General features: G+C 67.5%; 14 protein-coding genes. 4 read left to right on the top strand and 10 right to left on the bottom strand.

The window, feature by feature from the left end:
• Positions 1-72 precede the first annotated feature (72 nt).
• The 4 genes from IEV67_RS18315 to IEV67_RS18300 all read right to left on the bottom strand — a co-directional run bounded on the left by IEV67_RS18315 (position 73) and on the right by IEV67_RS18300 (position 4,680).
• Complete coding sequence (locus IEV67_RS18315) at positions 73-3,240, bottom strand: efflux RND transporter permease subunit (RefSeq protein ID WP_188438163.1); 3,168 nt, start codon at positions 3,238-3,240, stop codon at positions 73-75.
• Positions 3,241-3,259: 19 nt separating this feature from the next.
• The gene (locus tag IEV67_RS18310; RefSeq protein ID WP_229703349.1) at positions 3,260-3,850 is read right to left on the bottom strand and encodes a TetR/AcrR family transcriptional regulator; all 591 of its coding nucleotides are present in this window, start codon (positions 3,848-3,850) and stop codon (positions 3,260-3,262) included.
• Between the two features lie 105 nt (positions 3,851-3,955).
• Positions 3,956-4,315: a fluoride efflux transporter FluC gene (locus IEV67_RS18305; protein ID WP_188438161.1), complete on the bottom strand. Its 360-nt coding sequence runs from the start codon at positions 4,313-4,315 to the stop codon at positions 3,956-3,958.
• Positions 4,312-4,680 (bottom strand): fluoride efflux transporter FluC, encoded by a 369-nt coding sequence (locus IEV67_RS18300; protein ID WP_229703347.1) that lies wholly within the window; start codon positions 4,678-4,680, stop codon positions 4,312-4,314. Before IEV67_RS18300 ends, IEV67_RS18305 begins: the two co-directional genes overlap by 4 nt.
• 91 nt (positions 4,681-4,771) lie before the next feature.
• Between IEV67_RS18300 and IEV67_RS18295 the strand changes: the two genes are divergently transcribed.
• Complete coding sequence (locus IEV67_RS18295) at positions 4,772-6,298, top strand: FAD-dependent oxidoreductase (protein WP_188438160.1); 1,527 nt, start codon at positions 4,772-4,774, stop codon at positions 6,296-6,298.
• 23 nt (positions 6,299-6,321) lie between these two features.
• Here the strand turns inward: IEV67_RS18295 and IEV67_RS18290 are convergent, their stop codons facing one another.
• Genes IEV67_RS18290 through IEV67_RS18280 form a run of 3 tightly spaced genes read right to left on the bottom strand, consistent with a single transcriptional unit; the run spans position 6,322 to position 8,339 of the window.
• Entirely contained in the window at positions 6,322-7,134 is an 813-nt protein-coding gene (locus tag IEV67_RS18290; protein WP_188438159.1) for a nitroreductase family protein, read from the bottom strand.
• Between the two features lie 4 nt (positions 7,135-7,138).
• Positions 7,139-7,513 carry a hypothetical protein gene (locus IEV67_RS18285; RefSeq protein WP_188438158.1) on the bottom strand — a complete coding sequence of 125 codons (375 nt, stop codon included), beginning with the start codon at positions 7,511-7,513 and terminating at the stop codon, positions 7,139-7,141.
• A gap of 31 nt (positions 7,514-7,544) precedes the next feature.
• Positions 7,545-8,339: a MerR family transcriptional regulator gene (locus IEV67_RS18280; RefSeq protein ID WP_188438157.1), complete on the bottom strand. Its 795-nt coding sequence runs from the start codon at positions 8,337-8,339 to the stop codon at positions 7,545-7,547.
• Positions 8,340-8,484: 145 nt separating this feature from the next.
• Between IEV67_RS18280 and IEV67_RS18275 the strand changes: the two genes are divergently transcribed.
• Together IEV67_RS18275 and IEV67_RS18270 are read left to right on the top strand one after the other, a co-directional pair.
• The gene (locus IEV67_RS18275; RefSeq protein WP_188438156.1) at positions 8,485-9,324 is read left to right on the top strand and encodes a DUF4097 family beta strand repeat-containing protein; all 840 of its coding nucleotides are present in this window, start codon (positions 8,485-8,487) and stop codon (positions 9,322-9,324) included.
• Complete coding sequence (locus IEV67_RS18270; RefSeq protein WP_188438155.1) at positions 9,321-9,956, top strand: PadR family transcriptional regulator; 636 nt, start codon at positions 9,321-9,323, stop codon at positions 9,954-9,956. Before IEV67_RS18275 ends, IEV67_RS18270 begins: the two co-directional genes overlap by 4 nt.
• A 102-nt stretch (positions 9,957-10,058) precedes the next feature.
• Here IEV67_RS18270 and IEV67_RS18265 read toward each other — a convergent pair whose 3' ends face one another.
• Positions 10,059-10,601, bottom strand: a complete 543-nt coding sequence (locus IEV67_RS18265; RefSeq protein ID WP_188438154.1) for a universal stress protein — start codon at positions 10,599-10,601, stop codon at positions 10,059-10,061.
• A gap of 149 nt (positions 10,602-10,750) precedes the next feature.
• Between IEV67_RS18265 and IEV67_RS18260 the strand changes: the two genes are divergently transcribed.
• Positions 10,751-10,936, top strand: a complete 186-nt coding sequence (locus tag IEV67_RS18260) for a DUF3073 domain-containing protein (RefSeq protein ID WP_188438153.1) — start codon at positions 10,751-10,753, stop codon at positions 10,934-10,936.
• Positions 10,937-11,027: 91 nt separating this feature from the next.
• Here IEV67_RS18260 and IEV67_RS18255 read toward each other — a convergent pair whose 3' ends face one another.
• The gene (locus tag IEV67_RS18255) at positions 11,028-12,344 is read right to left on the bottom strand and encodes an MFS transporter (RefSeq protein ID WP_188438152.1); all 1,317 of its coding nucleotides are present in this window, start codon (positions 12,342-12,344) and stop codon (positions 11,028-11,030) included.
• A complete protein-coding gene (purF, locus tag IEV67_RS18250) occupies positions 12,341-13,798 on the bottom strand; it encodes an amidophosphoribosyltransferase (RefSeq protein ID WP_188438151.1) in 1,458 nt (485 codons plus the stop codon). Before purF ends, IEV67_RS18255 begins: the two co-directional genes overlap by 4 nt.
• Positions 13,799-13,804: the final 6 nt, after the last annotated feature.

Raw genomic sequence — 13,804 nt, 5'->3', positions numbered from 1 at the left:
GAAACTGCAAGACCACGCCGAGACAGAGGCGTATCGGCCCGGTCTCGGCGTGGTCGTGCGGTCTCGCGCTGGTCAGCCGTGGTGCTCGCGCAGTTCGCGGCGGGTCAGTGGATGCTCGGATCCGTCGGGATCGGATCCGTCGGGCCCTGGAGCCTCCGGCGCGGGAACGTCGCTGCCACCGGCATCCGGCCCCGCCTTGCGAGCCCGGCGACGCTCCTTCGCTCCCTCGACGAGGTTGTAGAGCGTCGGCAGCACGATCAGCGTCAGCACGGTCGACGACACGAGTCCGCCGATCACGACGATCGCGAGCGGCTGCGAGATGAATCCGCCGTGCCCGGTGATCCCGAGCGCCATCGGAGTGAGGGCGAAGATCGTCGCGAGCGCCGTCATGAGGATCGGGCGCAGACGCTTCTCACCACCCGCCATGACCGCATCGCGCGTCGACAGCCCCTTCTCCCGGTACTGGTTCACGAGGTCGACGAGGACGATCGCGTTCGTCACCACGATGCCGATCAGCATCAGCACACCGATGAGCGATGCGACACCGAGCGGCACACCCGTGACGATCTGCAGCAGGATCGCCCCGGTGGCCGCGAACGGCACCGAGACCAGCAGCAGCAGCGGCTGACGCAGCGACTTGAAGGTCGCCACCATCACGACGTAGACGATCAGGATCGCCGCGAGCATCGCGAGTCCGAGCTGCGAGAACGAGTCCGCCTGCTGAGAGGCGACACCGCCGACTTCGGCCGATGCGCCGTCGGGCAGGTCGACCGCCTCGAGAGCAGCCGTCACCGATGCGGTCGCGGTCGCGAGGTTGTCGGACGCCGGCGGCACCGTGATCGTCGCGGTGCGGCGCCCCTGCTCTGTGGTGATCGACGTCGGTCCCTCGCGCTGCTCGACGAGTGCGATGTCCTGCAGCGAGATGATCCCGCGGGGGCTGGGGATGCTGAGCGCACGCAGCTCATCGATCGTCGCCGGCGGCTCGGTCGCGGCGATGTACACGGTGAGGGCCGTTTCATCCAGCTCGACGGATCCGACCTGCTGCGGCCGCATCGTGCCCGAGACGAGCGTTCCGACGGCGACCTCGGAGAGCCCGTTGTCGGCCGCGGCCTGTCGATCCACGACCACAGCGATGTAGGGCAGCGATGCGGCGAGGTTGTCGGTGACCGCGCCGATGCCGTCGCGCCCGTCGAGCTCTTCGGTGACCGCTGAGGTCGCCTCGGCGAGTGCGTCTCCGCTCGGCGCCGTGACGTTCACCTCGATGTCACTCGAGCCGAAGCCCGCAGAGGCGTTGACGCTGATGTCTCCGACGTCCTCCAGGCCGTCGACAGCATCCTGCACGTCGGCGCGAAGTGTCTCCTGGTCGACATCCGCCGACGTCATGATCGAGTACGTCACGCCGGCTCCACCGGAGAACGCATCCATGAGCGACGAGCCGCTCGAGCCGATCGACACCTGCACGTTCTCGATGCCGTCCACGTCTTCGAGAGCTTCCTCGACGACGGATGCCGCAGCATCCTTCGTCGCGAGGCTCGCGGTCGGGCCGAGGTCCTGCGTGACGGTCATCGTGTTCTGGCCGGAGTCGCTGAGGAAGTTGATCTTCATCAGCGGAGCGGCTGCGAGCGTGCCGCCGAGGACCACGACCGCGATGATCACCGTGACGGCCGAGTGCTTCAGGGTCCATCCGAGGATCGGCCGGTACATCTTCTGCAACGGCGTCGGCGGAGCATCCTGATGCTCGGGGTCGATCACGTTCCCGTTCTCGTCGCGCAGTTCCTTGCCCGGACGCAGGAACCAGTACGCGAGCACCGGCACGATCGTCAGCGCGACGAGGAGCGATGCGACCATCGCGATCGTCACCGTCATCGCGAACGGCCGGAACAGCTCGCCGACCATGTCGCCGACGAACACGATGGGCAGGAACACCGCGACGGTCGTGATCGTGGATGCCGTGATGGCAGAGGCCACCTCGCGCACCGCGAGACGGATCGCATCGCCCTTGTCGGCATCGCCGACGTAGTGGCGTTTGATGTTCTCGATCACGACGATCGAGTCGTCGACGACGCGACCGATCGCGATCGTCAGCGCGCCGAGCGTGAGGATGTTCAGCGAGTACCCGAACGCCTGCAGACCGATGAACGTGATGAGCACGCTGGTCGGGATCGAGATCGCCGTGACCAGCGTCGAACGGATCGACAGCAGGAAGACGAGGATGACGATCACGGCGAAGACGAGGCCGAGCAGTCCCTCGGTGGCGAGCGTCTCGATCGACTGCACGATGAACGGCGCCTGGTCGAACACGACAGTGAACTCCGCGTCGGGGAAGGTCTTGCGCAGTTCGTCGAGCTCGGCGATCACTCCGTCGGACACCTCGACGGTGTTCGCTGAGGGGAGCTTCGTGATCGAGATCGAGAGCGCATCCTCGCCGTTCACGCGCGACAGCGACGACACCGGGTCGGACTCCAGCGCGACCGTGGAGACGTCGGCGATCGTGGCGGTGGTGCCCACGAGCGGAAGCGCCGCGATGTCGTCGACCGAGGTGATCTTCGCGCCGGTCTGCACCGTCAGCGTCTGACCGTCCTCTGTGATGTCGCCACCAGGGAAGAGCGTGCCGTTCTGCTGCAGCGCGTCGCGGATCGCCTGACTGCTCACGCCCTCCGCCGCGAGTTTCGCGTTGTCGGGAGTGATCGTGATGCGCTGGCCGATGCCGCCGACGATCTGCGCGGCGTTGACGCCGTCGATGTCTTCGAGGTCGGGGATCGCGACGTTCTCGAGATCGGCCTGCGCGGTCTCGGCATCGTCGAATCCGGTGACGGCGACCTGGATCACCGGGAAGTCGTCGATCGACACCGACAGCACCTGCGGTTCGACGTCCTCCGGCAGCTGTGAGGAGATGCGGTTGATCGCCTGCTGCATCTTCTGCTCGGCGGTGGCGAGGTTCTCGCCGTACGTGAAGGTCGCCTGGATGATCGAGGAGTTCGTCGAACTCGTGGCGCTCGTGGATTCAAGCCCCGGAACGCCCTGGATCGCCGTCTCGATCGGCGTGGAGACGTCGTTCTCGACGACCTCGGGGGATGCGCCCGGGTACGTCGTCATGACGATGAGCGACGGCAGCTCGAGCGAGGGGATGAGCTCCTGCTTGAGGTTCGTCAACGCAAGGCCGCCGAACACGGCGGCCACGATCGTGATGAGAGCGATCAGCGCGCGGTTGCGCAGGCTGAGGATGGCGAGTTTCGACACGGTGATCTCTCGGTTGTCTCTATGCGGTGGACTGCGGTGAAGGGGATGCTGCGGCGTCGGCGGTCCCGAGGATGCTGATGAGCGCCGCCTCGATGAAGCGCTGATCGAGCGGGTTCTCGTGGATCTGTGCGTGCCAGAGTACGCCGTCGATGAAAACGGCTGCGGCCTGCGCGCGGTCGATTCCGTGAACGGGGGCGAAGATCCCGACGAGTTCGTCCGACCACTGCTGTGCGAGCTCTCGCAGCCTCGGGTCGTGCACCGCCGCAGTGACGACGGCGCGATCGGCCTGGACGGCCGTCGCGTCGGCGAGGGCGGTGTGGATCAGCTCGGCCAGCAGAGCGGGGGTCGCGCCGCGCTCCGTGATGACCTCACGGATCTCGGCCATCCGCTCGGCCACGTGAGCGGCGAGCAGCTGAAGCGCGGCGTCTCGGAGGTCGTCGAGAGTGGCGAAGTACTGCGTCGTCGCACCGAGCGGAACGTCGGCGCGGGCGGCGACCATGCGGTGAGTGATCGCATCGACACCGACCTCGGTGATGAGCTCGGCCGCAGCGGTGATGATGGCAAGGCGGCGTGTCTCCGGGTCGCGCCTGCGGCGGACTGCTTCAGCCACGGCTCTCCCCTCTGGACTGCTGTACATGTACTTTTGTACATTCTCGCATTTGTGAGGATGCTGAGCGCGGCTCGGGACGTCGGGCGGCGACTGCCCCGACCGACCTCAGAGGGCAGCGCCGATGGCGAGGCCCACGAGTGCCGCGATCACGGATGCCGCGAATGTGCCGAGCAGGTGCAGCACCGACGCCGGCCGCTCGCCGCCCTTCCAGAGGGCGATGCTGTCGAGCATCGCCGTACTGAAGGTCGTGTAACCCCCGAGGAGTCCGGCGCCGACGACGAACGCGGCATCCGGCAAGGCTGCAGTGACGACGCCGACGACGAACGACCCTGTCACGTTCACGATGACGATGCCCCAGGGGAACCGACGCCCTGCGAACCGGCTGACGCCGACGTCGGCCGCGTAGCGCAGGGCGGCGCCGACACCGCCGGCCACTGATGCGAGCAGGAAGACGAGCGGAGTCATCGTGTGCCCCTCCGCCTGCCGACGCGCATCCCGAGAACAGCGGCTGCGACACCGAGCGTCAGGGTGAGGATCACGTACAGCCCCGCGAGCAATGGCGACTGAGCCCAGAGCTGCACTGCGCCGACGGCGAAGGCGCTGTAGGTGGTGAACCCGCCGAGGATGCCGGTGCCGAGGAAGACTCGGGTGTCCGAGCTGCCAGGAAGACGTGTGGCGAGGATGCCGATCAGCAGCGCCCCGACGAGATTCACGGCGAGGGTCGCGAGGGGGAAGGCCCCGGCATCCGGGATCAGCAGTGCGATCGCGAGCCGTGCCGCCGTGCCGACCGTCCCGCCGAGCGCGACGAGCAGCAGCCGGCGGAGAGTCACGCGGCCACTCTAGCCCGTCGTCCCGTGCCTGCGGACGACGTGATTGTCAAGGCTGTATCGACGTCGCCGCAGGCGACGTTGACTTGGCGGCATGAAGCCACTGTGGAAGCACGAACCAACCGCCTCTCTCGGATCGCCGTTCGAACCCGACGCACGTCATGACGTGATCATCGTGGGTGCAGGACTCACTGGCCTGTCGACCGCCGTCATGCTCGCACGCAAGGGGCTCGACGTCGCCGTGATCGATGCCGGCGAGGTCGGCGAACTCACCACCGGCGCGAACACCGGGAAGCTGACCCTGCTTCAGGGGCAGACCTTGGCGGGGATCCGCCGCCACCATCCGATCGGGCTCGTGAGGGCGTACGTCGATGCCAACCGCGCGGGAATGCAGTGGCTGACCGGATTCGCCGACGGCGCCGGAGTCGCATACTCCCGGTGCACGGACCACACGTACGCGCAGAGCCCGGGTAGTCTCGACGCCGTGAGGGCGCAGCACTTCGCGGCGCGTGAGGCAGGGTTGCCGACGCGCATACTGGCACCGGCCGATCTGCCGGCGACTCCCTTCCCGATCGTCGGTGCCGTCGCGCTCGAAGATCAGGTGACGATCGACCCGATGCTCGTCGCGCAGGCCCTGGCCCGAGAACTGCTGGCCGCGGGCGGGACACTGCACACCGGCATCCGCGCCACCGGCGCACACGCACTCCCCGAGTCGCGCGTGGAGACCGCCGCCGGGCCGCTGTTCGCCCACCACATCGTTCTCGCCACTGGCACGCCGATCATCGACCGCGGCCTCTACTTCGCGAAGACCCGCGGTCTCAGGTCGTACTGCGTCGCCTTCCGCGTCCCCGGAGACGCGCTCGATGGAACCTTCATCTCCGTGGACGATCCGAACCGGTCGATCCGTCCTGTCTCGCCCACCGATGGGCCCGGCGCGACGGCGCAGCTCGTCGTCGGCGGGAACGGACATCCGGTCGGCCGCTCGGATGGCGAGACGGCCGCGATCGAGGATCTCGTGGCGTGGACCCGGCAGTACTTCCCTGATGCCGAGGAGACGCATCGCTGGTCGGCTCAGGACTACGAATCGCACAATCTGATCCCTTTCGTCGGCGCAATGCCGCGGGGACTCGGGCGCATCCGATTCGCCACCGGTTACGCCAAATGGGGGCTGTCGAATGCGCCGGCGGCCGCGATGCGCCTCACCGCCGAGATCCTCGGCGCCGACCGGCACGATCGACCGCGCTGGATGACCTCGATAGGCACACGACTGACCGTGCCGGCCGACATCGCGCGCGGAGCGGCCGAGAGCGGCCGGGTCGCAGCTGCGGTCGCATCGGGATGGTCTCGCGCAGAATCCCGGCCCGTGCCGGTTCCTCGACCGGCGGAGGGCAGTGGCGTCGTGGCCAACCGCGCGGGACGCCCGGTGGCGGTGTCGACGGTGGGCGGTGCCACGCGCGCCGTCTCCGCAGTGTGCACGCATCTCGGCGGCGTGCTCGACTGGAACGACGCCGAGTGCACGTGGGACTGCCCTCTGCATGCCTCGCGCTTCGCACCGGACGGCACCCGCATCGAAGGTCCGGCGCTGAAGGATCTGAAGCTGCTGCCTCGCGAGGGCAGCTGACGGGTTGCGGTAGCCGGCGCGGATCAGCTCTCGTGCCGGAGCTGCACGCCGTCCCACCCCTCCTGCGGTGTCTCGCAGTTCTCGCGATAGACGTACTGCGACGGGTGCTTGCGCTCGCTGCTCGACCAGTCGATGGCCGGGCGACGCTGCTCGGGCGGCAGGTAGCCCAGCCGGTACACGGCCATCAGCTCCAGGTCGTCAGGCACGTGCAGGAGCCGGACGATCTCATCCCACCGGCCCGGCACCTCCATCGGGAACGAGATGAACTGGATGCCCATGCCGAGCTCGACCGTGGTGAGCCAGATGTTCTCCATCGCCGCCCCCATGCTGAACACCGAGTAGAACGACGACAGCTGTCCAGGGCGGTACTCGCTGCGGTCCAGCATCACGCCCAGCAGCAGCGGGGAACCCGCGACGAGCTTGCGGTTCTCCGCGCCCAGCGTCTTGGGCACGCCGAAGGCGTTCATGAGGGTCTGCCCCCGCTTCGTGAAGACCTGACCGGTGAAGGGGCGCAGCGGCGCCGGCAGCCTGTCGAACAGCATCCCGCTGCGCTTCTGCTCCATCTCGGCCTTGCTGAAGCGGAAGTACGGCTTGTACCGCTCGAAGAACGTGCCGTTCGACATCGCCTCGGTCATGCTCTCCCCCGAGATGCGTGCGATCTCATCGATCGTCTCGCGGCTCTCGATCACGACGAACCGCCAGGGCTGGCTGTTCAACTGCGACGGCGCACGACCCGCGGCCTCGAGGAGGATCCGCTGGTGCTCCTCTGAGACGGGATCGGGCAGGAACGGCCCGTTCGTGGTCTTGCGGCGGCGGATGGCGTCGAGCAGTTCCATGCGATCACTTCCGGTCGGAGGGGCGGAGCGAGCGCACGACGCTCGCGACGAAGAAAGGGGCTGCGGCGAGCGCGACGAGCGGATGCCGGCGGCTGTGCGTCGGCACGTATGCGATCGCGGCGAGCGGCACGGCGGCCGGTACGAGCGTCAGCGCGGCATGCCGGCTCGCGCGCCGCGGCCTGCCCCAGCACGCTGTGCTGAGCGCCGCGGCGACGGCCGTGCACGTCGTGATGTAGAGCGCATGGTGCAGCCATCGGAATCTGCGGGTGTCGACGAACCTCACTGCGACGGCCAGTCCCAGTGCGCAGTTCGCCGCGTAGCCGAGTGCCGCAGCCACGAACAGCGGCGCCGTGTTCGTGGTGGTCGAGCGGCCGGGCATGCATAGACCCTACGCCCGGCATCCGTGTGGCCTACAGATTCGCCTCGGCGTAGATGCGCAGCGCGTCGCGGACGAACTCCGCGCCTCGCGTGCCGCCGTCGGCGGTGGCGTAGTTGGCTCCGAACCGCGGATCGGCGACATACATCTCGCCGAGTCCGGTCACGTAGCCCTTGACGTCGCCGCCCGACGCGGATGCCGGAGTCCCCGGCACGCTCGTCAGCCATTCGACGTGGCGCTGGGCGAGTAGCTGTGCTTCGTCGGATGCCGGGTCGGCGCCGCTCTCCGCGGCGGCGATCCAGTCGCGTCCGAGATCGGACACGAGCTGCTGCCATTCGGCACGCTCGGACTTCGAGAGTCCTCGCCACCAGCGGTCGCTGTCGGCGTACGCCTTCTTTCCCCAACGGTCCTCGACCTCGTCCTTGTACTGGGTGTGGTCGAAGCCGTCGAACATGTTCTCGGCCATGAGGGGTCCTCCTTCTTTCAATGTGCTGATCGTGGTCTCGACCGACGCGATCTGTCGCGCCAGCCTGTTCTGCTCCTCGCGCAGATACGCGAGGTGCGCCTCGAGAGCGGATGCCTCGGCTGCCGCACCCTTGTCCGTCGAGGCCTCGAGGGCCTCGGCGATCTGGGGCAGCCCGAGCCCGAGGGCGCGCAGCAGCAGAATCCGCTGCAGCCGGACGAGCGCGCTCTGGTCGTAGTGCCGGTAGCCGTTGTGCGCGATGCGCGACGGCGTCAGCAGACCGATGTCGTCATAGTGACGAAGCGTTCTGCTCGTCGTTCCGGCGTGGCGTGCGATCTCTTGGATCGACCAGTCCTGCGTGTCCACGGCATCCTCCCTTTCGTGTCGATATGACCAGCGTAAAAGTTGACGTCACGTCAATGTCAACCGGATCTCTTGACAAACTCGCGATATATCGTGTTATTCTCTTCACACGCGATATATCGCGACTAATCCAACCTCAGGAGAGAACATGACCGAGAAGTGGCTCATCGCCCCCGGCGAGGAACGCGTCATCGACATCGCTCAGGCGACCCGGCTCAAGGTCGGCCTCGTCGGCGGACAGGTGGACGTCATCGCCCACGACGAACCAGGCATCCGCATCGAGGTGCACGGTGTCACAACCAAAGATCTCCGCATCGAATCCGACGGCGACGAGATCGAGATCGACCACCCGCAGCTGGGCTGGGACAACTTCCTCGAGGTGTTCCGCAACTTCGGCTCGGGCGGCCCCCGCGCTGAAGTCAGCGTCGCCGTGCCTCGCAGCATCGCCCTGAACCTCGGCGTCGTGAGCGCGGGGGCGCTCATCTCGGGCCTCACCAACGACGCGCGGCTGAACACCGTCTCCGGCGACCTCATCGTCGACACCCACACGGGCGATCTGACGGTGAACTCCGTCTCCGGCGACGTGCAGGTGCGCGGTCTGACCGGCTCCGCGAACGCGAACAGCGTCTCGGGCGACGTCGCGATCACCGGATCGGTGCGCAAGGCGACGGTCGACACGGTCTCCGGCGCGATCCTGGTGGATGCGACCGGCGCCGTGAACTCCATCAACCTGAACACCGTCTCCGGCAGCAGCACGATCCGCCTGGAGGAGACACTGCCCGCCAATTACGTGGCGCGCTCCCTGAGCGGACGGATGCTGATCGACGGCGTCGACCGCGGAAACTCCGGACCGACCAACTACACCGGCTCGACCGGCGAGCTCGCCGGCTCGTTCGTCGACGTGCGCTCGAACTCGGTCTCCGGGAACATCACCGTGCTGCGCCAGCCCATCATCACCGTGGCCGACGACGAGGAGTGGGACTCATGACCCCCGCCGTCTTCTCCCACGGCGACCTGCGTCTGTACCTGCTGTCGCTGCTCGCAGAGGCGCCGCAGCACGGCTACGGCATCATCCAGGCGCTGACCGATCGCACCGGCGGCACCTACACGCCCAGCGCCGGCACAATCTACCCTCGACTCGCGAAGCTCGAGGAGGAGGGCCTGGTCTCCAAGACGGTCGACGGGCGCACCACGATCTACTCGATCACTGATGCCGGTCGCGCCGAACTCACCGGCCGCGAGGGCGACCTCGCGGGCATCGAATCCGGTCTCGCCGACTCTGTGCGCCTGATCGCCAACGAGGTGCGCCAGAGCGTGCAGGACGCCATGAAGAGCCTGCGCGCCGACCTGGCCGCTGCGGCGAACGACGAGCGGACGGCAGCGAAGGGCCGCCCTCGGTCGACCTCGTCTTCACTGCCCGATGATCGCGTCACGAGCCGCGAGGAGCTGCATCGCGCAGATGCGTCGATCAACGCGTTCCGCGCCCGCGTGCGCACCGATCTGCGCACGCATGTCGCGCGAGGCGGCGTGCTCTCGGCATCCACCGTCACCGATCTGGATGCCGCGCTGGATGCCGCGGCCAGGGCCGTCACGCAGGCTCTGAGCTCGTCCCGCCCCTGAACCTTCGCCGAGACCCCGTCCTGCTGTCGAGACCCCGTCGTATTCACGTCGATACGGTGGGGTCTGGGCACGAAGACGGGGTCTCAGCGCACGAGGGAGACGCTACTCGGTCCAGATGTCCTGCTGGTCGTCGGGGACCGACTCCTCGAGCGGCACCACCAGCACCGAACGGTGCTGCCGGTGTGCGAGACGAGCGGCCACGGATCCGGTGAAGAACTCGCGGATCGACTCGCCGAGGCCCCGCTTGCGCGTGCCGACGACGATGAGCTGCGCGTCGATCTTGTTCGCGAGCTGTTTGATCGCGAGGGCGGGGTCGCCGACGAGCTGCCGCGCGGTCCACGTGAGGCCCTTGCCGTCGAGCTCGGCGGCTGCAGCAGCCTGGACCTCTTCGAACTCGGCGGCGCCGGCCTCGATGTTCAGGTCGATCGGCGCGGAGTGCACGTAACCGTCCGGATCCTCGTATGTGACGAACCGGGTGACGTCCACGTGGGCGACGACGAGCGGTGCGCTCAGGAGGCTCGCGAAGCGAGCGGCCTCCTGCAACACATGAACGGCTTGGCCCGGTTGCATGCCGACGATCACGGCCTTCTGCAACGCGGCGTTCTGTGCCGTTTCGTCGGACGGGGAGGAGCCTGCATCTGTCATGTGAATCGTTCCCTTCACCTGCCGGCGAAGGCCAGCACACCTGGCCCTCGTGCTATCCTGAATGCTACTCTTACCGGCCGCACGCCGGTGTCGTGAATGCCTCGGGCACCTGATTGTCCGACAGCTTAAATCGTTAGGGGGTCTCGCGCATGGGCCGTGGCCGTCAAAAGGCGAAGCACACCAAGATCGCTCGCGAACTAAAGTCCTTCAGTCCTTCCGTGAACTACTCCGCGCTCGAGCGGGAGCTTGCTCATCCGACGGATGAAGACGCCTACGTGGACAAGTGGGCGGACGACTACGCGGACGAAGACGAAGACGAACTAGAGAAGGCCTGACCGCCTGATCTGACAACCCCCGTACTCCGTGCGGGGGTTTCGTCATGCCCAGAGGCGATGCCGGCGGGACAGCGCTCAGCCGCAGCGAACTTCACCAGCGCCCGTGCCGACGCTCCCACGCGTCCTCGATCGTCTGCCGCCGGCCGGCGATCAGCCCGAACGGGATGACGACGACGAGTACGGCGCCGATGATCAGCAGCGGCACCAGCCAGTCGCCCGTCTGGTCGTGCATGATGCCGAGCAGGAGCGGGAACGCAGCGGCACCGATGTAGCCGGCGCTCTGCACGAAACTGCTCAGCGCGACAGCCGTCTCAGGTGTGCGCGCGCGTACGCTGATCAGCACCAGCGCCAGAGGGAAGAGCACCCCGACGATGCCGAACAGCGCGACCCACAGCCCCACCAGCGCGGCCGACGGCAGCATGATGAGCCCGGCAAGGCCCAGGACGCCGCAGACGACGGCAACGAGGAAAAGGGGCCTGGTCGCCTGGAATCGGACGACCAGCACCGGCACGACCAGCGACGCGGGCAAGCCCATGAACGCGAACAGTGAGAGCAGCAATCCGGCGACGGATGCCGACACACCCGTCCGGTCGATGAGGATGGTCGGCAACCAGGCGAAGGAGACGTAGGCCATCGTCGACGAAGTGCCGAAGACGACCGCGATCGCCCAGGCGAGGGGCAGACGGACGAGCCGTGCGAACACTCGCGAGTTCGCCGGCGCGACGGCGATCGGGCCGGTGACGAGAGTCGCAGGCTCGGGGGCGTCGGCATCCGATGTCGACGTTTCGCGCGCCGGGCGTTCTTCGCGAGCGGCCGGTACTGGCGCGCCCTCGGTGCGCCCGCGCAGCAGCATGAGGATCCACGGGATGCTGCCGGCGAGTGCGAACACGCCCCACATCGCCAGCGAGAAACGCCACCCGGTAGCATCCGCCACCGGCACGGCGACCAACGGCGGCACGAACGTCGACAGTGCCATCGCCGTCGTGTACAGCGTCATCATCACGCCAAGGCGATCGGGGAAGTGCTTCTTCACCAGCGGCGGCAGGAGGATGTTCCCCATCCCGACACCGGCGAAGATCAGCGCGGTCGAGAGCAGCAGTGTGATGGCGTCGACCGAGAACCCGCGCAGTACGAGACCGGCGGCGATCGCGATCAGGGCGATCACCGTGACGCGTTCGAGTCCCAGTCGGCGTTCGAGCAGCGGTGTCAGCAGTCCGAAGATCGCGAAGCACACCGGCGGCGCGGTGCCGATGAGTCCGACCACGGCCGAGGAGACCGGGAAGTCCGCCGCCACGTGATCGAACAGCGGCGACAGCGAAGCCACGGCGGAGCGCAGCGAGAATGCGCACAGCAGAATGCCGAGCACCGCGAGCGCCCGACCCTGCCAGAGCGGGCGTGGCGCGGTCACGACGACTGCGAGCTCTCGACCCAGGACAGGTACTCGTCGGTGACGGTGCCAGTGACGTAGCGGCCGTCGAAGCAGCTCATGTCGAGGTCGGTGACGTCAGAGCCCTCGATGATCGCGGCCTTCAGATCCTCGACCTCCTGGTACACCAGATGATCGGCGCCGAGCTCGGCGGCGATCTCGGGAATCGTGCGGTCGTGGGCGATGAGCTCGTGCTTGGAGGGCATGTTGATGCCGTACACATGCGGGTATCGCACCGGAGGCGCTGCCGAGGCGAACGTCACGGAGAGGGCGCCGGCATCCCGCGCCATCTGGATGATCTGCTTGCTCGTCGTGCCGCGCACGATCGAGTCATCGATCAGCAGCACGTTCTTTCCCTGGAACTCGGTCGACATCGCGTTGAGCTTCTGGCGGACGCTCTTCTTGCGCACCGCCTGGCCCGGCATGATGAAGGTGCGTCCGACGTAGCGGTTCTTGTAGAAGCCCTCGCGGTACTCGATGCCGAGTTTGCGGGCGACCTCCATCGCAGACGGACGCGCGGAGTCGGGGATCGGCATGACGACGTCGATCTTCTCGCGAGGCACGTGCTTGGCGATCGTGTCGGCGAGGCGCTCTCCCATCCGCAGACGCGACTCGTACACGGCGATGCCGTTCATCGTCGAGTCGGGGCGGGCGAGATACACGTACTCGAACGCGCAGGGCGTGAGCGTGGGGTTCGCCGCGCACTGCCGGCTGAACAGCTCGCCCTGGTCGGTGATGAACACGGCCTCACCCGGCGCGACCTCGCGGACGACCTCGTAGTCGCCGTTCTCGAGCACGAGGGATTCACTGGTGACGACCCATTCGTCGTGCTCGACGCCGTCACGGCGCCCGAGGATCAGCGGACGGATGCCGTACGGATCACGGAACGCCAGCAGACCGTAGCCCGCGATCACGGCGATCACCGCGTACGCGCCCTCGATGCGCTCGTGCGTGCGGCTGACGGCTTCGAAGATGCGCTCGGGCTCGAGGTCGACGTCGCTCGTCGTCGCCTGCAGCTCGCCGGCGAGGACGTTGAGCAGCAGCTCGGTGTCGCTGGAGGAGTTCAGGTGCCGGCGGTCGCGCTTGGCCATGTCGGCGGTGAGCTCACGCGTGTTGGTGAGGTTGCCGTTGTGGATGAGGACGATGCCGTACGGCGCGTTCACGTAGAACGGCTGCGCCTCCTCCTCGCTGGATGCGGTGCCCTTGGTCGCGTAGCGAACGTGACCGAGGCCCACGTTGCCGAGGAGAGAGCGCATGTCGCGGGTGCGGAACGCTTCGCGCACCATGCCCTCGGCCTTGATCGTGTGCATGACGCCGTTGGGCTCTGCAGTGGAGATGCCGGTGGCGTCCTGCCCGCGGTGCTGCAGCAGGAGGAGCGCATCGTAGATGTCCTGATTGACCGGGCCGCCAGCGACCACTCCGACGATTCCGCACATGGGGTA

Source organism: Microbacterium murale (assembly GCF_014635185.1).
Taxonomy (GTDB): domain Bacteria; phylum Actinomycetota; class Actinomycetes; order Actinomycetales; family Microbacteriaceae; genus Microbacterium; species Microbacterium murale.
Note: the sequence above shows the minus strand (reverse complement) of the source record. Positions and strands in the feature narration are given on the sequence as shown.